We start from the raw sequence: 19,465 nt of genomic DNA, 5'->3' as shown, positions 1-19,465 counted from the left end.
GCTAGACTGGCCGTCACCACCTCGTCCGGCCGCGCGCCCCGCGCGCACGGGCAACACAGATCGGGAACCCCCTTGAACGCTGTCCTCTCTCGTCCTGACAACAGTCGTGGCGCTCCCCGGCCACCGCTGCGTGAACACGTCGCCCAGTCCGTGCGCCGTTACCTGCGTGACCTTGATGGCTGCGACGCGGACGATGTCTACGAGATCGTGCTGCGCGAGATGGAAATCCCGTTGTTCGTGGAAGTACTCAACCACTGCGAAGGCAACCAGAGCCGCGCCGCGGCGATGCTGGGCATCCACCGTGCCACCCTGCGCAAGAAGCTGAAGGAATACGGCATCAGCGCCTGAGCGCCGCCCGCCGGGCATGGCCCGGCGCAAGCGATGCCGGGTCCACCGGGTTCCGGTAGATCCACGCCATGCGTGGATGGAAGCCCGGCCGAATCACCCGCCGCCGCCCGCCTTCCAGTAATACCGCACCACATGGAAGAACACCGGCGCGGCGAAGCACACCGAATCCAGCCGGTCGAGCATGCCGCCGTGGCCCTCGATCATGTGGCCCCAGTCCTTGATGCCACGGTCGCGCTTGATGGCCGACATCACCAGGCCGCCCCAGAATCCCATCAGGTTGATCAGCAGCGACAGGCCGAACGCCTGCAGCGGCGTGAACGGGGTGATCCACCACAACGCCGCGCCCAGCGCACTGGCACTCAGCACCCCGCCCACGAACCCCTCCACCGTCTTCGACGGCGACAGCTTCGGTGCGATCAGGTGCCGGCCCAGCAGCTTGCCCCAGATGTACTGCAGCACGTCCGAGGACTGCACCACGATCACCAGGAAGGCGAACAGCAGCACGTTGCGCGCCGGGTCGTGGCCGGGCACATGCAGGTTCAGCAGCAGCGGCACATGCGAAATGCAGAACACGCAGATCATCAGCCCCCATTGCACCTTGGCCGTACGCTCCAGGTAGTGCGTGGTATCGCCACCAATGGTGGACAGGATCGGCAGGAACAGGAACGCATAGACCGGAATCAGCAGCGTGTACATGCCATACCAGTCGATCCAGACCAGGTAGTACTGCCACGGCAGCACGATGTAGAACGCGGCCAGCAGCGCGTAGTAGTCGCCCGAGCGGGTCGGCGCCAGGGTGATGAACTCGCGCAGCGCGAACAGCGAGATGATCGCGAACAGCACGATCACGCCGGCACGGCCGAAGAACAGCGCCAGCCCGACCACGATCGCCATCACCCACCACGCGCGGATGCGTGACACCAGGTTGGCGATGACCGCGCTGGGCTGCCCGCGCTGGCGCCAGCGCAGGGTCTCGGCCACCAGCGTGGCCAGCACCAGCACCGCGCCGACACCGGCGAACAGCAGGCCGGTCTGCTGGCCCACGCTCTGGGTTGCCAGGTCGCTGGAAACATCGATCAGGAAACTCATGCACGCCCCCCATTCGGCGCCAGATCCAGCAGCGCCTGGCGGCTGCGCGCCAGGAACGCGGCCTTGTCCTCATCGGCCTGCAGGCGCAACGGCGTACCGAAGGTGGCCGTGCACAGCAGCGGCAGTGGCAGGAAGCGGCCCTTGGGCATCACCCGCTTCAGGTTGTCGATCCACACCGGCACGAACTCCAGTTCCGGCCGTTGCCGGGCCAGGTGGTAGATGCCGCTCTTGAACGGCAGCAGGGGTTCATCGCCCACGTTGCGCGTGCCTTCCGGGAACAGGATCAGCGAACAGCCTTCATCGACCGCTTCGCGCAGCGCCTGCAACGGGTCCTGCTGGCGATGCCCGGCCTCGCGCTCGACCAGCACGCCGTTGAACACCGCATCGATCAGGTAGCGGCGCAGGCCATCGCGCTGCCAGTACTCGGCCGCCGCCACCGGACGCACCTGGCGGCGCAGGGCCGGTGGCATCGACGACCAGATCAGCACGAAGTCACCGTGGCTGGCGTGGTTGCCGTAGTAGACGCGGTGCTCGCTGGACGGCGCGCAGCCGATCCACAGCGCACGCGCGCCGGTCACCACGTGGATCGCACCACTGCAGGCGCGCGCAATCAGTTCGGCGAACATCCATCCCTCCCGTTCACGTCTGCGGCCACAGCACAGCCAGCAGTACCAGCACCAACTGCACCGCCGTCAGCAGGTACTGGCGCAGCAGCAGGCGGCGCATGCCGGCCCAGCGCAGATCCCAGCCCCGCGGCGGTTCCGCGTCCGGTGCGCGGCGCAGTCCAGTGTCATGCAGCAGCCGGTCGATGCGTTGCGCCGCGGCCTCATCCTTCAAGCCTTCATCGCGCAGCAACCGCAGCAGGCTGGCATCCAGCGCCACCCGCCACGCGTGATAGGCCTGGGCGATTCCTGCCACCACGCTGAGCAGCAACAGGCCGGCGGCAAGCATCGCCAGCCCCGGCTCGATGCCGAGCAGCAGCAATGCCGCCAGCAGCAGCCCCTGCGACAGGCTTGCCGGCCAACGCCCCAGCCGCAGCAGCAGCTGCATGGCCGCAATGTCAGGCGTCGCGCTCATGCAGGGTCTCCGGCGGCAACGGTGATCGCGCGCAGGTGCGCTTGGCCCAGCACGATGCCCGGACGTGCTGCACGCACGATCGCGACGGCCGCATCGGCGTCGACGGCGCGGCCAGTAAGCAGCAACCAGGTCGCCACCGAGGCCGCACTGCGCGAGTAACCCAGCGCGCAGCACACCAGCACCGGCCCGTGCGTGCGCAGGCGCTCGATGGCCTCGGCCGCTTCGCGCAGCTGCTCCGGCTCTGGCACCACCAGATCCAGCATCGGCACGCGGAAACAGGTGGCGCCCGGTGCGTGGCAGGACAGCTCGGCGCAGGCGTCCACCACGCCTACCAGCGGCGGCGGCAATGCGCCGTGGGGAATGCGGCCCAGCCACACGCCGTCCAGCACCGGCACCGGCTGCGGCGCGCGTCGCGTCCACAACCGCGAATTGATCCATGCAGCTGCCAGATAAGGTGCCAGCAGCCAGCGCGCGGCCATGCTCAGGCGTCCATCGGCGCGTTTCTGGAACACCGCCGTGCCCAGCCCGGCATAGGCCAGCGCCACCAGCAGCAGCGACACTACCGGCCACAGCAGCCACAGCGCGGCACCGTGCAGCACCACCACCGGCACCAGCAACGCTGCGGCCCCCAGCAGGTACAGCGCGGCCAATCGCCACCGTTTGGCATCACGCACGGTGCGCCAGGCCCGCAACGGTGGCGTGCCCCGCTCCGGCCACAGCCAGACGCACAACCAACCGGCCAGCAAACCGGTCGGGATGTCGATGAAATGGTGCTGGAACGTGGTCAGCACCGAAACGCCGATCAACAGTGCCCACACGTGCAGCACCCAGCGCCACACGCCGTGCAGGTACTGCGCGAACTTCACCCACAGCACGATCAGCAGCACGATGTGCAGCGACGGTGCCTGGTTGAACGGCTTGTCGAAGCCCAGCAACACGTCGAACAGCCAGCCGAACACACCACCGATCTCCGGCCGCTGGAAACTGAAACGCAACGGCCACAGCAGGAAGCAGGTCACCGCGATCAGCTGTGCACTGAGCAGGCGCAGCGCATGCCGGTCCAGTTCCAGACGTTGCCGGCACAGGAAGAAGGAGACCGCGTAGAACAGGTCGATCGACCAGTACGGCACGATCGTCCACGGCACGAAGGGAATGCGCGTCTCCCAAGCGAACGCCATCACCGGCAGTTCGGCATGGCGACCGGCCATCCAGTTGGCGAAGCCGTAGCTGGCAAAGAAGAACGGCCCCAGCAGGGCCAGCCACAGCAGGGCGCGCCGCCAGGGGCGCCCCTCCACAGCCATCGGGGTTGCCGCCAGCGTCACCATCACGCAGCCCGACGTGCCAGCGACACGGTGAAGATGCCGAAGTCGTCGATGCGCTGGGCCACCTTCTCGAAACCAGCCAGGCGCACCAGCTCATCCATCTCCTGCTGGGTACGGCGGCGCATCACCCACGCGGCGCCACCGCGATGGCTGGTCAGCGCGCGGGCGATGAATTCCAGCTGCGGGTGCCAGGGCTGGCCGGTGTAGGCCAGGTAACCGCCCACCGGCACGGTTGCGGCAATGCCCCGCAGCGAGCGCAGCACCGCGTCGTTGTCCGGGAACAGTTCGTACAGGCCCGACACCACCGCCAGCGTCGGCGCCGGGTCCACCTGTGCCAGCTGCGCCGGATCGAACGCATCGCCCTGCTCGAAGCGGGCGATATCGGCCGCCCCCAGGCGTTCAATCAAGGCCTGGCCCTGGGTCACGTTCAGACCGCTGAAGTCACGCAGCACGATGCGCTCGGCGCGCTGTTCGCCCTGGCCCAACGCTTCCAGCACATAGCGGCCATGACCGGCGGCGACGTCCAGCACACGCACCGGCGTGCCCTGCCCGCGCAGGCGCTGGGCAGCATCGCGCAGCAGTTCCTGCAGGTGCTGGCCACGCACGCGGATGCCGCGCCAGCCGATCGCATCGAGGTAGTTGCGGTCGACCATGCGCCCCAACGGGCCCTTGCCGCGTGCCTGGTCGCGGTAGATGTAATCCAGCGTGCTGCCCGAATCGAAACCGGTCTGCAGGCCCAGCGCGATGCCTTCAGACAACGTGCCACCGAAGCGCAGGCCACCGCGCACCACGCGCCAACGCAGATCCGCCAGGCTGTTGCGTTCGGGCGGCCACGACAGAATCTCGGATTCTTCGAAGGTCGGGCCATGACGGTGCGCATCGCGCCGCGACACCTCGCGCAGCGGTTCGGCAAAACGTGCCTGGATGAAGCTGCGGATGCGCGCCAGTGCGGGCGCGCGATCACGTTCGCCCAGGGTGTCGTGGAAGAAGCCCGGCAGGTGCACGCGCTCCTTGATCGGACTCGACAGGCGTTCGTAGAAGCGATCCTGCGGGCCACGGTGCACCACGAAGTCCGAACCGGACACCAGCAGCTGCACCGGCACGCTGATCGCCTGTGCATCGGCCACGATGCGGTCGGCGGCCTCGTACAGGCCCAGCAGCACGCGCACCGAGATCGGCCGGGTGATCAACGGATCGGTGCGGTAGCTCTCCACCCGTGCCGGGTCATGGGTCAGCCACTGCGGCTTGACGTAGCTGTTGACGAAGAAATTGCCGCGCAGTTTCTGCATCAACGCCAGGCCCGGCCGTGCGAACGGCACGTACAGCTTCACCTTGAACGCCGGCGAGGCCATCACCAGCGCGCGCAGGCGCGGCGCGTAGTCATGCACCCAGGTGGCGGCAACGACCGCGCCCACGCTCTGCGCGATCACCACGATGTCGTCCACCGCGATGCCGTGCTCGGCACCGATGTGCGCGATGAAACTGTCCAGGTCACGCACCAGCGCAGGGAATCCAGGGGCATCGCCACGCACGCCCGGCGAACGCCCATTGCCGCGCGCGTCCCAGGCGAAGAAAGCCGTATCGGGCAGGTCCAGTTCATCGACCAGATGGGTGACCCGGCCGGAATGCTCGTGGCCGCGGTGCAGCAGCACGATGGCCTTGGTGGCCGGGGTTGCAGTGGTGCCCGGCCAGTACCGGTAGAACAGCGGTACCTGGTCGAAGCTGTGGAATTCCCGTTCCTGCGCCTGACGCATGCAATCTCCTGATTGTCTTGTTGTGTGTACTTGATTACTGCGGCGACGCCGCCGCTTCCTGCAGCCCGCGGCGCACGCGGTTGATCATCGTCAGCACGCACAGCGCTGCCATGGCCGCGGCCACGGCGCTGACCGTCAGTGCACCCCCCCAGCCAAACGCCAGCAGCAGGCCCAGCGCGCCGATCACGAAGGCACGGTCACTTTTCCCCATCGGGCCGTCATAGCGGCGGCTGGCACCGACCATCAGCCCCAGTACGCCGGCGTATTCGCTCAGCGCCGCCGTCCAGGCCAGCAGCCACAGGGCCTCCGGCCGCACGCCCGGCACGCTCAACAGGCTCAGGTACAGCGCCGCGTCGGCGATCACATCGCACAATTCGTTCAGATAGGCGCCCAGCCGCGACTGCTGGCCGAACTCGCGGGCCAGCATGCCGTCCACGGCGTTGAGCGCCATGCGCAGCAGCATCCACAGCGGCAGCAGCAGGTACAGCCATGGCTGCGCCGGCGCGCAGCACCACACCGCGGCGGCCACCAGCACCGAGACCACGGCGGCGGCCACGGTCACCGCATTGGCGGTGATACCTGTGCGGTACAGGCCGCGCACGGCCGGACGCAACAGGTCCTGGAAACGTCCTTTCAATGCATAGATCGACACGATCTGTCCCTGCGGATCCTTGGCAGTCCGGGCACAGCCTACCCGATCGGGGCGGTGCCGCCGCATCGGATTGCTTGCAGTCTGCGGCCCACCGGGCTGTGCCGAAGGCGGCCACAGCCCGGTGCCGGCCGCCGATTTCGCCCGGCGGCGCCCGCCACCGGCCCCCACCGCCTACAATATCGGCCCCGCTCCGCTGCCGATTCTGTCCCATGACTGCTGATCTGTTGCCCGTCCGCCGGGCCCTCCTCTCCGTTTCCGACAAGACCGGTCTGGTCGAGCTGGCCACTGCGCTGGCGGCACGCGGCGTGGAGCTGCTGTCCACCGGCGGCACCGCCAAGGCGATCCGCGATGCCGGCCTGGCGGTGAAGGACGTGGCCGAGGTCACCGGCTTCCCGGAAATGATGGACGGCCGGGTCAAGACCCTGCACCCGATGGTGCACGGTGGCCTGCTGGGTCGTTCGGGCCTGGATGATGCGGTGATGGCCGAGCATGGCATCGGCGCCATCGACCTGCTGGTGCTGAACCTGTACCCGTTCGAGGCGGTCACCGCCAAGGCCGACTGCACCCTGGCCGACGCGGTGGAGAACATCGACATCGGCGGCCCGGCCATGCTGCGCTCGGCGGCCAAGAACTTCGCCCGCGTAGCGGTGGCCACCGACCCGTCGCAGTACGCCGAACTGCTGGCCTCGCTGGACGCCAACGACGGCCAGCTGAGCGCGGCCACCCGCTTCGCATTCTCGGTGGCCGCGTTCAACCGCGTGGCCCAGTACGACGCGGCCATCAGCAACTACCTGTCGGCGGTCACCGCCACCGACGCCGCCGTACCGGCGCGTGCCGAGTACCCGGCGCAGATGAACTCCACCTTCGTGAAGGTGATGGACCTGCGCTACGGCGAGAACCCGCACCAGAGCGGCGCGTTCTACCGCGACCTGTACCCGGTGCCGGGCACGCTGGCCACCTTCCAGCAGCTGCAGGGCAAGGAGCTGAGCTACAACAACCTGGCCGATGCCGATGCGGCGTGGGAATGCGTGCGCCAGTTCGATGCACCGGCCTGCGTCATCGTCAAGCACGCCAACCCGTGCGGCGTGGCCGTGGGTGCCGGCAATGGCGATGCCTACGAGCTGGCCTACGCCACCGACCCGACCAGCGCCTTCGGCGGCATCATCGCCTTCAACACGCCGCTGGACGCCGCCACCGCCAAGGTGATCCTGGACCGCCAGTTCGTCGAAGTGCTGATCGCCCCGGACTACGAGCCGGCCGCGCTGGAATACGCGCAGAAGAAGGCCAACGTGCGCGTGCTGCGCATCCCGCACGGTGATGGCCTGAACAACTTCGACAGCAAGCGGGTCGGCTCAGGCCTGCTGCTGCAGTCCTCGGACAACCGCGGCATGACCCGCGATGAGCTGAAGGTGGTCAGCAAGCTGGCACCGACCGACAAGCAGTTCACCGACCTGCTGTTCGCCTGGAAGGTCGCCAAGTTCGTGAAGTCCAACGCGATCGTCTACGCCAAGGACAACCGCACCATCGGTGTCGGTGCCGGGCAGATGAGCCGCGTGTACTCGGCGCGCATCGCCGGCATCAAGGCCGCTGACGCGAACCTGGTGGTCGAAGGTTCGGTGATGGCCTCCGATGCGTTCTTCCCGTTCCGCGATGGCATCGATGCCGCCGCCGCCGCCGGCATCAAGGCGGTGATCCAGCCGGGCGGTTCGATGCGCGACGCCGAAGTGATCGCCGCCGCCGACGAACATGGCCTGGCCATGGTGTTCACCGGCGTACGCCACTTCCGCCACTGATGCTGGAGCGACACGGATGTCCGCAGTCTCACTGAAATCGCTGGCCGTGCTCGCCCTCGCGGGCGCCGCCATGCTGGCCGGGTGCAAGCCTGCAGCGGCCCCCGCGCCTGCGCCGCCGGCCGCCCCTGCGGCCCCTGCCGAGCCGACGGCGCAGATCAGCCGCACCGCGCGGCTGCAGGCCTTCCTGGTCCAGCGCTACGGCAAGAACGCCAGGCTCTCCGGGCAATGGCACGGCAGCTGGATCGACGACGGCGAAACCCGCCCGATGGACTGGCAGGTCTGCGCCGAGCAACCGGTGGTGAGCGGTGGCAGCTGGCAGCAGTTGCTGGCGGTCTGCGGCGCACTGTCCGAAGGCGCACACATCGACCCGGGAACGATCGACTTCTATGTGTTGCGCCCCAAGGGCGATGGCTTCGAGGTGACCAGTGAACTGACCGGCGAGCGCTTCGGCAGCGGCGGCCAGCCCGGCACCGCCAGCATCGTCCGCGCCGGCAGCGACTTCTATGGCTTCAGGGTCGAGGACGGCTGGTTCGGGCAGGGCTTCTCGCTGCTCTCGCAGTCGCTGATCCTGCCGGGCCCGAACGGCCTGGTGGCCAGTGGCAGCGTGCGCAGCCATATCGACAATGACGCCCAGTACGAATGCGACAACCTGGGTCCCGGCACCGACCCGGACACCGCCGAAGACTGCCGCACCCGCCGCTTCAGCATCGATTTCGCACTGCGTTTCGACGACAGCGACCGCAGCGCGCGCGTCTGGCCGCTGCTGATCGAGGAGACCGGCACCACCTGTGGCGGCAAGCAGGTCCGGCAGGAACACCGCTTTACCCTGGACCCGAAGACCTGGGCCTATTCCTTCCCCGAATCGCTGCGACGCGAAGGCTGCGAATGAAGCACCTGCGCCGACGGGGACATCGACCTTCCCTTCCCACGCAATCTGGAATCTCGTGATGAACGTACTTGTCATCGGCTCAGGCGGCCGCGAACACGCCCTGGCATGGAAGCTGGCCCAGTCCTCCCGTGTCACCGAAGTGATCGTGGCGCCCGGCAACGCCGGCACCGCCAGCGAAGACAAGTGCCGCAACGTGGCGGTGAAGGTCACCGACATCGACGGCCTGCTGGCGCTGGCCCAGGCCGAAGGCGTGGCGCTGACCGTGGTCGGTCCGGAAGTACCGCTGGTGGCCGGCGTGGTCGACCGCTTCCGCGCCGCCGGCATGCGCATTTTCGGGCCGACTGCCGCCGCCGCCCAGCTGGAAGGCAGCAAGGCCTACGCCAAGGATTTCCTGGCCCGCCACAACATCCCCACCGCGTTCTACGCCGTGCACACCGAGGTGGACGCGGCGCTGGCCTACATCCGCGACAAGGGCGCCCCGATCGTGGTCAAGGCCGATGGCCTGGCCGCCGGCAAGGGCGTGATCGTAGCGATGACCCTGGCCGAAGCCGAGGACGCGGTGCGTGACATGCTGTCGGGCAACGCCTTCGGCGATGCCGGTGCGCGCGTGGTGATCGAGGAGTTCCTCGACGGCGAGGAAGCCAGCTTCATTTCGATGGTGGACGGCGTGCACGCGCTGCCGATGGCCACCTCGCAGGACCACAAGCGCGTCGGCGACGGCGATACCGGCCCGAACACCGGCGGCATGGGCGCGTACTCGCCGGCCCCGGTGGTCACCGCGGAAGTGCACGCGCGAGTGATGCGCGAGGTGGTGAACCCGACCGTGCAGGGCATGATCGCCGACGGCATCCCGTTCACCGGCTTCCTCTACGCCGGCCTGATGATCGATGCCAGCGGCGCGCCGAAGGTGATCGAATTCAACGTGCGCTTCGGCGACCCGGAAACCCAGCCGGTGATGCTGCGCCTGCAGTCGGATCTGGTCGAGCTGGTGGAAGCGGCCATCGACGGCCGCCTGGACCAGGTGCAGGCGCAGTGGGATGCGCGCCCGTCGCTGGGCGTGGTACTGGCGGCCAAGCCTTATCCGGAAGCGCCGATCACCGGTGATGTGATTTCCGGCCTGGACGAGGTGCCGGCCAGTGCCAAGGTGTTCCATGCCGGCACAACGCTGGACGCGCAGGGCCAGGTGCTCAGCGCGGGCGGCCGCGTGCTGTGCGTGGCCGCGCTGGGCGACAGCGTGCGCGACGCGCAGGCCAATGCCTACGCCGGCGTAGCCAAGGTGACGTGGGCCAACGAGTTCCACCGCAACGACATCGGCTGGCGCGCGATCGCACGCGAAGAGTGACGGCCGCGCCGCAGCCACGCATGGCGTGGCTCTACTGACACTGGATAGATCCAGGCCCTGCGTGGATGAGAGCGCCGCGAAAAACAAAAAGGCCCGGCAATGCCGGGCCTTTTCATTGCTTCAACGCCACCGCGCCTTACGCGGTGAACAGCGCCTTCATCTTCTTCAGCGCGTTCGCTTCCACCTGGCGGATGCGCTCGGCCGACACGCCGTACTCGTCAGCCAGCTCCTGCAGCGTCACCTTGCTGTCGGCATCCAGCCAGCGGCGGCGGATGATGTCGCGCGAACGGGCATCCAGCTCGGCCAGGCCTTCGCGCAGCAGCTGCATCTGGTTGTCTTCGCTGTCGGCACGCTCGTAGGCCATCGACGGATCTTCGTCGTTGGCAACCAGGAACGCAGCCGGCGACGGCGGCGCGTGGTCGTTGTCCTCGTCGGTCGGCGCATCGAAACCGATATCGCGACCGGACAGGCGCGATTCCATTTCCATGACCTCGCGCTCGGACACGTTCAGGTCCTTGGCCACCGCGCTGACTTCGGCCGCGTTCATCCAGCCCAGGCGCGTCTTCGACTTGCGCAGGTTGAAGAACAGCTTGCGCTGCGCCTTGGTGGTGGCGACCTTCACGATGCGCCAGTTCTTCAGGATGAACTCGTGCATCTCGGCACGGATCCAGTGCACGGCGAAGGACACCAGGCGCACGCCCATTTCAGGGTCGAAGCGCTTGACCGCCTTCATCAGGCCGATGTTGCCTTCCTGGATCAGGTCGCCCAGCGCAAGACCGTAGCCGTTGTAGCCACGGGCCACGTGCACCACGAAGCGCAGGTGCGAATGCACCAGCTCGCGGGCGGCGTCCAGATCATTGCCGTCGCGGAAACGACGGGCCAGGTCCTGTTCGTCATCGACCGACAGCACCGGGATCTGGTGCACGGCACCGATGTAGGCGTCCAGCGAACCGAGCGCACTGGGAATCGGGAGATTGTTTGCCACAAGGGCAGTAGAGGTGTTCTGGCTCATAGGCACCCATCTTAGCAGTCCGGGATTTGGACTGCTAAAGGAGGAAAAAGTTCCAGCGTCCCATTGATGCAACACTGGTCCCAAACAGAGCCCTACCGTAGCGCGATTTGATGACAGTGGCGAGCATGCTTTTCGGGATTCACAATCCCTTGGAATTCAAGCAATTACCCGCCGGAAACCGGCCGAATCCGGTCAAGCGGAGCTGAACGGGCCGTTCCGGAGGCCCATTCAGGGCCGGAAACGTTGCCCGGTGTTCAGGCCCGGCCGCCCGCCGGCGCTCAGAGCGCCGAACGCGGCGGCAGCGACCAGTCGATCGGCGTCTGCCCGCGGCGCTGCAGGTACTCGTTGGCCATCGAGAAATGGCGGCAGCCGAGGAACCCCCGGTGCGCCGACAACGGCGACGGGTGCGGCGACTTCAGCACGCGATGGCGGCGGGTGTCGATCACCTTGCCCTTCTGCTGTGCATAGGCGCCCCAGAGCATGAACACCAGGCCTTCGCGTTCGCGGTTGAGCACATCCACCACGTGGTCGGTGAAGCCCTCCCAGCCACGGCCCTGGTGTGCACCGGCCTTGCCCTCTTCCACCGTCAACACGGCATTGAGCAGCAGCACGCCGCGTTGTGCCCATGGAATCAGGCAGCCGTGGTCCGGGCGCGGGAGACCGAGATCGCTCTCGATCTCCTTGTAGATGTTCAGCAGCGATGGCGGCACCGGCACACCCGGCGCCACCGAGAAACTCAGCCCATGCGCCTGGCCACGACCGTGGTACGGGTCCTGGCCGAGGATCACCACCTTCACCTGCTCGAACGGCGTGGCGTCGAACGCGGCGAAGATCTGCGGGCCGGGCGGGAACACCGCCGCACCACCGGCCTTGCGCTGGCGCAGGAACGCGGACAACTCACGCATCTGCGGCTGCAGCAGGTAATCGCCGACATGCTGCTTCCAGCTCGGTTCGAGCTGGATCGTCGGGGTGTCGGCTACTTCATCGATCATCGCAACACTTCATCGCAACAGGGGTCCATCGTTCAATCGGGCCAGGCGCAGCTGGAACAGCACCTTGGTGACCAGCAGCCGTTCTTCGATCGGCTTGAGCACCAGGTCGTTGGCGCCGGACTGCAGCAGCCCGGTCTGGTTGTGCGGGTTGCCGTCGCCGGTCATCACCAGCACCGGCAGGCGGCGCTTGCCGTAGCCGAAGTCCACGCGCACGCGCTGCACCACGTCGCGGCCGCTCAGTTCGCCCTTCAGGGTGACATCGGTCAGCACCAGGTCGATGCGGTGGCGGCTGCGGCCCAGCGACTCGGCGGTGAGCAGGGTGAATGCCTCCTCGGCACTGACCACGTGCAGCACGTTCAGCTGCTGGCGTTCGAGCATGCGCTTGGTGGCCTCGGCCACCACGCGGCTGTCCTCGATGTAGAGGATGGTGGCGCCGGGAATGGTCTGCGGCTGCACATAGCCGCGGATGAAGGTCGCCAGCGCCTCGTGGCCCAGCGCCTTGTCGAAGTAGTCGGTGACGTACTCGGTGAAGCGGCGCTGTTCCAGGTGCTGCTGGGCATCGCCGGACACCACGATCACCGGCACGTAGGCCTGGCCGGCGGCTTCGCGGACCATCCGCGCCAACGCCAGGCCGTCGCCATCGCGCAGGGTCAGCGAGGTCGTCACCAGGTCCACCGGCCCCTGCGCCAGCGCCTGCTGCGCGTCCTCGATGCTGTCGCAGCCGATCACCTCCACGCCCGGCAGGTCACGCTGCAGGACGTCGGCGATCAGCTTGCGCACCAGCTTCGACCCGTCGACCACCATCACCCGCGTCGCGGGCCCTTCAAGGTGCTTCAGCGCTTGCGGTTGCATGCCGGTCTCAGGTGTCGGTGGGGCGGGTCTGGCGGAGGAAGTGGCCGGTGACCAGCCACGCGCCCAGCCAGCCCAGCAGCAACGTGCCCAGCAGCACCAGGCTGCCGTGCAGCAGGTCCAGACCGTGCAGCACGAACGGGCTGCCGTAGCTGCGCGACAGCTCGGCCAGCGGCAGGCGCAGCGCGGCACCGGCCGCGCCGATCAGGGCCAGCGCCACCGCGCCGGCGCCGAGGCCGTACCAAGCACCCAGATAGAGGAACGGGCGGCGGATGAAGCCGTCGCTGGCACCGAGCAGCTGCAGCACGCCGATTTCTTCGCGACGGGCCTGGATATCCAGGCGCACGGTGTTGCCGACCACCAGCGCGGCGCCCGCGCCGAGCAGCACCGACAGCACCTGCACCAGCCGCGCACCGAACGCCAGCCAGGCGTCCAGGCGCTGGCGCCACAGCGCATCGTGCTGCACCAGGTCGGCCTCGGGCAGGCTCTCCAGCGCGCGCGCCAGGCGCGCGTCGTCCTTGCCCTGGCCCGGGGTGATCACCAGCAGCGAAGGCAGCGGATTGTCGTTGAGCGCGTCGATCGCCTCGCCGAGCCCGGCATCGCGCAGTTCCTGCAGGCCCTGCTCGGGCGTGCGCACGTTCACTTCGGCCACGTCATCGCGGTCACGCAGCTGGCCGGCCAGGCGCAGCGCAGCGGGGCCATCGACATTGCCCTTGAGGAACACATTGATGTCGCGCGACTGCTGCACGCTGCCGGCGAACTGCTTGAGGTTGTCCAGCGCGATCGACAGGCCCAGCGGCAGGGCCAGCGCCAGCGCCATGACCATCACCGTCAGCAGGGTCGCCCACGGCTTGCGGAAGGCGCGGCCGAGGCTGAACACCACGCTGTGCGCGTGGTGCTGGAACCAGACGCCCACACGCGAGGGTGCGGCGGCTTCGCTGTTTTCGTTCTTGGCCATGGGTTACTCCGCCAGGTCCTGCGGCGAGATGTCGTCCACCAGCCGGCCGTGGTCGAGGATCAGCACGCGCTTGCGCATGCGGCGCAGCAGCGGCAGATCGTGGCTGACCACCAGCACGCTGGTGCCGCGCGACGGCAGCTCGGCGAACAGCGCCATGATTTCCGCCGCCAGGGTCGGATCGAGGTTGCCGGTCGGCTCATCGGCCACCAGCAGCTTGGGTTCGCCGACGATGGCGCGGGCGATGCCGACGCGCTGCTGCTCGCCCGCGGACAGCTGCGAAGGCAACGCCTTCTCGCGGTGGCCCAGGCCCATGCGCTCGAGCACCGAGCGCACGCGTTTGCTGATATCGCCGCGACGGGTGCCGCGCAGGATCAGCGGCAGCGCCACATTCTCGGCAATCGAGCGGTCCATCAGCAGGCGGTGGTCCTGGTAGACCGCACCGACCGCGCGCCGATGGCGCGGGACGTCGCCACCGCGCACCTTCAGCAGGTTGCGCTCGTCGAACACCACCGCGCCGCGGCTGGGCCGCTCGTCGAGGTGGATCAACTTGAGCAGGGTGCTTTTGCCCGCACCGGAATGGCCGGTGACGAACAGCATCTCGCCCGGCGCGACCTCGAAGCTGACATCGATCAGGGCTTCGTGGCCACCGGCGTACTGTTTGCTGACATTGTCGAAGCGCAGGACACTCATGCCCCGATTATGCAGGAGCCGCGCGACGGCGTGGAGACGGTCGCGCTGATCGTTGCCGGCCTGGGTGGGTGCCGACCGTTGGTCGGCACACCTCTCAAGGCCGCCCGACCAACGGTCGGGCGCTACCACTTAGTTGCCCGACAGCATCCGGCGGATCTTGCGGCCGATGCGGGTCAGGAACGAATCGCCGGTATCGGCAGCGGTGCGCACCGGCTTGGCCACCACCTGCACCGGGGTCACCGGGCTGGCGCCGTTGCCGGCCGTGGCCTGCACGCCCTCGGCACCCTCGACCGGGCGCCCGTGGCGACGACGGCGGCGCTTGCGCGGCTTGCGATCGCCCTCGGCGGCACCTTCCGGTGCACCTTCGGCACGCGGCGGACGCGGCGGACGCGGGGCCTGGGCCACAGCGGCCTCGGCACCTTCGGCCGGTGCGGCGGCCGCCTGTTCGCCTTCCACGCGCGGCTTGCGCGGGCCACGCGAACGGCGCTCGCCACTGCGCTCACCGTCGCGACGCTCGCCGCGGCCACCGCCGGAGCGGCCACCACTGCGGCCACCGCCACGACGCTCTTCCTCGGCGGCGCGGGCTTCGCGCGCTTCACGGAAGATCTGGCCGACGCTCTCGTTCTCCTCGCCTTCCTCGCCAGCGGCCGGGGCCGGGCGTTCCGGGCGCGGCAGCGCGGTCAGCAATTCCTTGGTGACCGGCTCGGACGGAATCTTCTGCTCGATGTAGGCCTCGATGTCCGGCAGGCCCATCGCGTAGCGCTCGCAGGCGAAGCTGATCGCATCGCCCTCTTCACCCAGGCGCGCGGTACGGCCGATGCGGTGCACGTAGTCTTCGGCATCGAACGGCAGGTCGTAGTTGTAGACGTACTTGATGCCGTCGATGTGCAGGCCACGCGCGGCCACGTCGGTGGCCACCAGGATTTCCAGCTGGCCCTTCTGGAAGCGGTTGAGCAGGCTCTCGCGCTTCTTCTGCGGCACATCACCGGACAGCACGCCGACGCGGTAGCCGGCCTTTTCCAGCGAACGGGCCACGCGCTCGACGAACACCTTGGTGTTGACGAACACCATGGTGCGGGCGCCTTCGCTGCGCGAGAGCAGGCCCAGCAGCAGCGGAATCTTCTCGTCGTCGGCCGGGAAGTAGATGCGCTGGCGCACGCGCGCGGCGGTGATGGTTTCGGCTTCGACCACCAGCTTCTGCGGCTCGTTCATGTGCTCGTAAGCCAGCTCCAGCACACGGTGGCTGAGCGTGGCGCTGAACAGCAGGGTCTGGCGGATGGTGCGCTCGGGCATGCGGCGCAGCAGGAAGCGGATGTCCTTGATGAAGCCCAGATCGAACATGCGGTCGGCTTCGTCCAGCACGCAGATCTCGCAGGCGTGCAGCGAGACCACCTTGTGCTGCTTGACGTAGTCGATCAGGCGGCCCGGGGTGGCGATGATCACGTCCACGCCCTGCTGCAGGATCTCGCGCTGCTTGTCGTAGTCGACGCCGCCGTAGACCAGCGCGAAGCGCAGGCCCAGGTCGGAACCGAACTTCACCGCATCCTTGTGGATCTGGATGGCCAGTTCGCGGGTCGGCGCGAGGATCAGCGCGCGCGGGTCTTCCGGCTTGCGGTCGGCCAGCGCCGGCCGGCTCAGCAGGCGGTTCACGACAGCAACCAGGAAGGCCAGGGTCTTGCCGGTGCCGGTCTGGGCCTGGCCGGCAACATCACCGCCGGCCAGCGCGACCGGCAGGGTCAGTGCCTGGATCGGGGTGCAACGGGTGAATCCGGCTCCTTCAAGGCCGGCCTGCAGGGCCGGATGCAGCTCAAAGGAGGAGAAGGTCAAATCGGTCAGCGGTTTGTCGCTCATGGGTCCGTCTTGGTATGGCCGTCGGCCCGTGGGGCGGGCGGCACTTCATCGTCTAGGGGCACCGTCGCAAACTGCGGCCCCTGCGGCGGGTTGGCAGGCAGGGACCACCCGGTCCGCACGCCGCACAATGCCCCAGTTTAACGCACTCGGGCCGGCAAACCGGAATGGCGAGTCTCACCGCATTGCGAGACAAGCCCGTCTTCACCCAGCCACACCGCACTTGAACGCCCCTGCCTGTCGGCGGTGGTGTCGCCCGCTGCCATCCCCATTTCCTGGAAGACAGTGAAATCCGACACATACCGGGCTTCGAAGCGATCACGATACGCTGGGTTCCAGCCGGCGCCTGTCCCTGCCCTGCGATAGGGGTACACTGCCGGCCGTGAGCGTCCAGGCATCCCGCCGAACGCACCGCGGCAGAGCGCCGCGAGGCAACGACGAGGGTCGCGCCACCGGGCATGGCCCAGTTCACCCACCTCCGGCATGGCCGGGTGCAATCCAAGACGAGAAACCAAGATGAGCGACAAGGTTGTACATGTCGGCGACGCCGACTTTGATAGCGCAGTGCTGAATTCCAAGGAACCGGTGCTGGTCGATTTCTGGGCCGAGTGGTGTGGCCCGTGCAAGATGATCGCCCCGGCGCTGGACGAGCTGGCCGATGCCTACCAGGGCCGCGCCAAGATCGCCAAGGTCAACGTCGACCACAACCGTGCGCTGGCCGCCAAGTACCACGTGCGTTCGATTCCGTACCTGGTCGTGTTCAAGGACGGCGAGAAGGTCGGCGAGCAGATCGGTGCGGTGGGCAAGGCCCAGCTGGCCGGCCTGCTGGACAAGGCGCTGGCCTGATCCTGATGTTTCACGGCAGCCGCCGCGTGCGGCTGCCGTCGGGCGCACCGCGTCCATGATGAATGCTGTTCCCGGCGACCCTTGCACGGCGCCGCGGGCCGATGATAGTGTCGGCATATCCGGCCGCGTTCGCGTGCCGCACCCTCTGGACGCCGTTTCTTCCAGACCCATTCCCAACATTCGCCGCCCCAGCCGGGCGCTCGCACCTTCAAGCGAGGAATAACGCTCTTGTCCGATAACACTCCCGAAACCGGCAGCGCTGAAGCGCCCGCCGAAAAGCGCGTGCGCAAGGCCCGCGTAAGCAAGGCAGCCGCTCCGGCCGCCGCCGAAACCAGCGCCGCTCCGGCGCAGCCGACTCTGCCGCTGGCAGCCGCGCCCGAAGCGCCGGCGCCGGCCGCTGCGCCCCCTGCGCCCCCTGCGCCGAGCGCGCCCGCCGCCGAGGCCCCCGCCAGCAGTGGCGGCGGCGAAGGCGGTGAGGGCCGCGAATCCGGCCAGCCGCGGCAGCAGAACCACCAGGGTGGTGGTCAGAACCAGAACCAGAACCAGAATCCGTACAACCAGAACCAGCAGGGCCAGGGCCAGGGCAATCGCCGTGACCGCTTCCGCAACCGCCGCGACCGTGATCGCAATGGCGGTGGCAACGGCGGCCGCTTCCGCGATGACGGCATGCCCAACGATGGCGGCGACCAGCAGCCGTTCGTGCCGCGCCCGCACGCCAATGTGCCGGAAGGTTTCCCGGTCTACTCGCTGAGCGATCTCAAGCGCATGCCGGCGCAGAAGCTGCTGGAGATTGCCGAGCAGCTGCAGATTTCCGAAGGCGTCGCCCGCGCCCGCAAGCAGGACGTGATCTTCGCGCTGCTGAAGGTGCTGACCCGCCACGGCGATGGCGTCGCCGCCGATGGCGTGCTGGAAATCCTGCCCGACGGCTTCGGTTTCCTGCGTGCAGCCGAAGCCAGCTACCTGGCCGGCCCGGACGACACCTACATCTCGCCCAGCCAGATCCGCCGCTTCAACCTGCGCACCGGCGACCACTTGTCCGGCCGCATCCGCTTCCCGAAGGACGGCGAGCGCTACTTCGCGCTGTCGATCGTGGACACCATCAATGGTGAGCCGCTGGAAGCGTCGAAGAACAAGGTGCTGTTCGAGAACCTGACCGCGCTGTTCCCGCGACGTCGCTTCACCCTGGAGCGTGGCAACGGTTCGTCGGAAGACATCACCGGCCGCATCCTCGATCTGATGGCGCCGCAGGGCAAGGGCCAGCGCTCGCTCATCGTGTCGCAGCCGAAGGCCGGCAAGACCATGATGATGCAGCAGGTGGCCACGGCCATCACCACCAACCATCCGGACGTGCACCTGATCGTGCTGCTGATCGACGAGCGCCCGGAAGAAGTGACCGAAATGCAGCGCACCGTGCGCGGCGAGGTCATCAGCTCGACCTTCGACGAGCCGGCCGCACGCCACGTGCAGGTGGCCGAAATGGTCATCGAGCGCGCCAAGCGCCTGGTCGAGCACAAGAAGGACGTGGTGATCCTGCTGGACTCGATCACCCGCCTGGCCCGCGCCTACAACAACGTGGTGCCGAGCTCGGGCAAGGTGCTGACCGGTGGTGTGGATGCCAACGCCCTGCACCGCCCGAAGCGCTTCTTCGGTGCCGCGCGCAACGTGGAAGAAGGCGGCAGCCTGACCATCATCGCCACCGCGCTGGTCGACACCGGCTCGAAGATGGACGAGGTGATCTACGAAGAGTTCAAGGGCACCGGTAACAGTGAGGTGCACCTGAGCCGCCGCATCGCTGAAAAGCGCGTGTTCCCGGCCATCGACATCAACCGTTCCGGCACCCGCCGCGAAGACCTGCTGATCGAGCCGGAGCTGCTGCAGAAGATCTGGATCCTGCGCAAGCTGCTGCATCCGATGGATGAAATGGCCGCGATGGAATTCCTGCTGGACAAGATGAAGAACACCAAGTCCAACGACGAGTTCTTCGGTTCGATGAAGCGATAAGAA

At 67.9% G+C, this 19,465-nt stretch carries 18 protein-coding genes; 6 read left to right on the top strand and 12 right to left on the bottom strand.

Translation table 11 applies throughout. The features are described from left to right. Positions 1-72: 72 nt before the first annotated feature. Complete coding sequence (fis, locus tag LZ605_RS17710) at positions 73-348, top strand: DNA-binding transcriptional regulator Fis (RefSeq protein WP_005419706.1); 276 nt, start codon at positions 73-75, stop codon at positions 346-348. A gap of 93 nt (positions 349-441) precedes the next feature. Here fis and LZ605_RS17705 read toward each other — a convergent pair whose 3' ends face one another. The 6 genes from LZ605_RS17705 to LZ605_RS17680 are packed head-to-tail and all read right to left on the bottom strand — an operon-like array spanning position 442 to position 6,242. After that, a complete protein-coding gene (locus LZ605_RS17705; protein WP_249842691.1) occupies positions 442-1,437 on the bottom strand; it encodes a phosphatidate cytidylyltransferase in 996 nt (331 codons plus the stop codon). Beyond that, on the bottom strand, positions 1,434-2,063 hold the full coding sequence (locus tag LZ605_RS17700; protein ID WP_249842690.1) for a lysophospholipid acyltransferase family protein: 630 nt from the start codon (positions 2,061-2,063) through the stop codon (positions 1,434-1,436). The genes LZ605_RS17705 and LZ605_RS17700 overlap by 4 nt, the downstream gene beginning before the upstream one ends. A 13-nt stretch (positions 2,064-2,076) precedes the next feature. After that, positions 2,077-2,514, bottom strand: a complete 438-nt coding sequence (locus LZ605_RS17695) for a hypothetical protein (RefSeq protein WP_249842689.1) — start codon at positions 2,512-2,514, stop codon at positions 2,077-2,079. Next, on the bottom strand, positions 2,511-3,815 hold the full coding sequence (locus tag LZ605_RS17690) for a phosphatase PAP2/dual specificity phosphatase family protein (protein WP_249842688.1): 1,305 nt from the start codon (positions 3,813-3,815) through the stop codon (positions 2,511-2,513). Before LZ605_RS17690 ends, LZ605_RS17695 begins: the two co-directional genes overlap by 4 nt. A gap of 23 nt (positions 3,816-3,838) precedes the next feature. Then, complete coding sequence (locus LZ605_RS17685) at positions 3,839-5,590, bottom strand: bifunctional alpha/beta hydrolase/class I SAM-dependent methyltransferase (protein WP_249842687.1); 1,752 nt, start codon at positions 5,588-5,590, stop codon at positions 3,839-3,841. Between the two features lie 34 nt (positions 5,591-5,624). Then, positions 5,625-6,242 carry a CDP-alcohol phosphatidyltransferase family protein gene (locus LZ605_RS17680; protein ID WP_249842686.1) on the bottom strand — a complete coding sequence of 206 codons (618 nt, stop codon included), beginning with the start codon at positions 6,240-6,242 and terminating at the stop codon, positions 5,625-5,627. 209 nt (positions 6,243-6,451) lie between these two features. On the opposite strand from LZ605_RS17680, the gene purH reads away from it, so the two are divergent. Genes purH through purD form a run of 3 tightly spaced genes read left to right on the top strand, consistent with a single transcriptional unit; the run spans position 6,452 to position 10,266 of the window. Then, positions 6,452-8,035 (top strand): bifunctional phosphoribosylaminoimidazolecarboxamide formyltransferase/IMP cyclohydrolase, encoded by a 1,584-nt coding sequence (purH, locus tag LZ605_RS17675; RefSeq protein ID WP_249842685.1) that lies wholly within the window; start codon positions 6,452-6,454, stop codon positions 8,033-8,035. Between the two features lie 16 nt (positions 8,036-8,051). Next, positions 8,052-8,924, top strand: a complete 873-nt coding sequence (locus LZ605_RS17670; RefSeq protein ID WP_249842684.1) for a hypothetical protein — start codon at positions 8,052-8,054, stop codon at positions 8,922-8,924. A gap of 58 nt (positions 8,925-8,982) precedes the next feature. After that, positions 8,983-10,266 carry a phosphoribosylamine--glycine ligase gene (gene purD, locus LZ605_RS17665; RefSeq protein ID WP_249842683.1) on the top strand — a complete coding sequence of 428 codons (1,284 nt, stop codon included), beginning with the start codon at positions 8,983-8,985 and terminating at the stop codon, positions 10,264-10,266. A gap of 136 nt (positions 10,267-10,402) precedes the next feature. Here purD and rpoH read toward each other — a convergent pair whose 3' ends face one another. From rpoH to rhlB, 6 genes are all read right to left on the bottom strand, one after another. Further along, entirely contained in the window at positions 10,403-11,278 is an 876-nt protein-coding gene (rpoH, locus tag LZ605_RS17660) for an RNA polymerase sigma factor RpoH (RefSeq protein ID WP_249842682.1), read from the bottom strand. A 278-nt stretch (positions 11,279-11,556) separates the two neighbouring features. Then, positions 11,557-12,270: a uracil-DNA glycosylase gene (gene ung, locus LZ605_RS17655; RefSeq protein WP_249842681.1), complete on the bottom strand. Its 714-nt coding sequence runs from the start codon at positions 12,268-12,270 to the stop codon at positions 11,557-11,559. A 9-nt stretch (positions 12,271-12,279) separates the two neighbouring features. Continuing rightward, positions 12,280-13,122, bottom strand: coding sequence for a response regulator (locus tag LZ605_RS17650; protein ID WP_049424094.1), 843 nt, complete (start codon positions 13,120-13,122; stop codon positions 12,280-12,282). A gap of 7 nt (positions 13,123-13,129) precedes the next feature. Beyond that, a complete protein-coding gene (gene ftsX / locus LZ605_RS17645) occupies positions 13,130-14,077 on the bottom strand; it encodes a permease-like cell division protein FtsX (protein WP_107233234.1) in 948 nt (315 codons plus the stop codon). A 3-nt stretch (positions 14,078-14,080) separates the two neighbouring features. Further along, entirely contained in the window at positions 14,081-14,767 is a 687-nt protein-coding gene (ftsE, locus tag LZ605_RS17640; RefSeq protein ID WP_014648630.1) for a cell division ATP-binding protein FtsE, read from the bottom strand. 129 nt (positions 14,768-14,896) lie between these two features. Next, the gene (gene rhlB / locus LZ605_RS17635) at positions 14,897-16,618 is read right to left on the bottom strand and encodes an ATP-dependent RNA helicase RhlB (protein ID WP_107233235.1); all 1,722 of its coding nucleotides are present in this window, start codon (positions 16,616-16,618) and stop codon (positions 14,897-14,899) included. 513 nt (positions 16,619-17,131) lie between these two features. Here rhlB and trxA point away from each other — a divergent pair. Next, positions 17,132-17,461 carry a thioredoxin gene (gene trxA, locus LZ605_RS17630; RefSeq protein WP_005411275.1) on the top strand — a complete coding sequence of 110 codons (330 nt, stop codon included), beginning with the start codon at positions 17,132-17,134 and terminating at the stop codon, positions 17,459-17,461. Positions 17,462-17,689: 228 nt separating this feature from the next. After that, positions 17,690-19,462, top strand: a complete 1,773-nt coding sequence (gene rho, locus LZ605_RS17625; protein ID WP_249842680.1) for a transcription termination factor Rho — start codon at positions 17,690-17,692, stop codon at positions 19,460-19,462. Positions 19,463-19,465 lie beyond the last annotated feature (3 nt).

The organism is Stenotrophomonas maltophilia, assembly GCF_023518235.1.
Lineage (GTDB): Bacteria > Pseudomonadota > Gammaproteobacteria > Xanthomonadales > Xanthomonadaceae > Stenotrophomonas.
The sequence above is the reverse complement of the archived record's forward strand: the minus strand, read 5'-3'. Positions and strand labels throughout refer to the sequence as shown.

Coding starts and splice junctions, on each gene's coding strand:
- LZ605_RS17650 (WP_049424094.1), bottom strand. CDS start 13,122: ATGCAACCGCAAGCGCTGAAGCACCTTGAAGGGCCCGCGACGCGGGTG.
- purD (WP_249842683.1), top strand. CDS start 8,983: ATGAACGTACTTGTCATCGGCTCAGGCGGCCGCGAACACGCCCTGGCA.
- ftsE (WP_014648630.1), bottom strand. CDS start 14,767: ATGAGTGTCCTGCGCTTCGACAATGTCAGCAAACAGTACGCCGGTGGC.
- trxA (WP_005411275.1), top strand. CDS start 17,132: ATGAGCGACAAGGTTGTACATGTCGGCGACGCCGACTTTGATAGCGCA.
- ftsX (WP_107233234.1), bottom strand. CDS start 14,077: ATGGCCAAGAACGAAAACAGCGAAGCCGCCGCACCCTCGCGTGTGGGC.
- ung (WP_249842681.1), bottom strand. CDS start 12,270: ATGATCGATGAAGTAGCCGACACCCCGACGATCCAGCTCGAACCGAGC.
- LZ605_RS17700 (WP_249842690.1), bottom strand. CDS start 2,063: ATGTTCGCCGAACTGATTGCGCGCGCCTGCAGTGGTGCGATCCACGTG.
- purH (WP_249842685.1), top strand. CDS start 6,452: ATGACTGCTGATCTGTTGCCCGTCCGCCGGGCCCTCCTCTCCGTTTCC.
- rhlB (WP_107233235.1), bottom strand. CDS start 16,618: ATGAGCGACAAACCGCTGACCGATTTGACCTTCTCCTCCTTTGAGCTG.
- LZ605_RS17690 (WP_249842688.1), bottom strand. CDS start 3,815: ATGGCTGTGGAGGGGCGCCCCTGGCGGCGCGCCCTGCTGTGGCTGGCC.
- LZ605_RS17670 (WP_249842684.1), top strand. CDS start 8,052: ATGTCCGCAGTCTCACTGAAATCGCTGGCCGTGCTCGCCCTCGCGGGC.
- LZ605_RS17705 (WP_249842691.1), bottom strand. CDS start 1,437: ATGAGTTTCCTGATCGATGTTTCCAGCGACCTGGCAACCCAGAGCGTG.
- LZ605_RS17685 (WP_249842687.1), bottom strand. CDS start 5,590: ATGCGTCAGGCGCAGGAACGGGAATTCCACAGCTTCGACCAGGTACCG.
- LZ605_RS17695 (WP_249842689.1), bottom strand. CDS start 2,514: ATGAGCGCGACGCCTGACATTGCGGCCATGCAGCTGCTGCTGCGGCTG.
- rpoH (WP_249842682.1), bottom strand. CDS start 11,278: ATGAGCCAGAACACCTCTACTGCCCTTGTGGCAAACAATCTCCCGATT.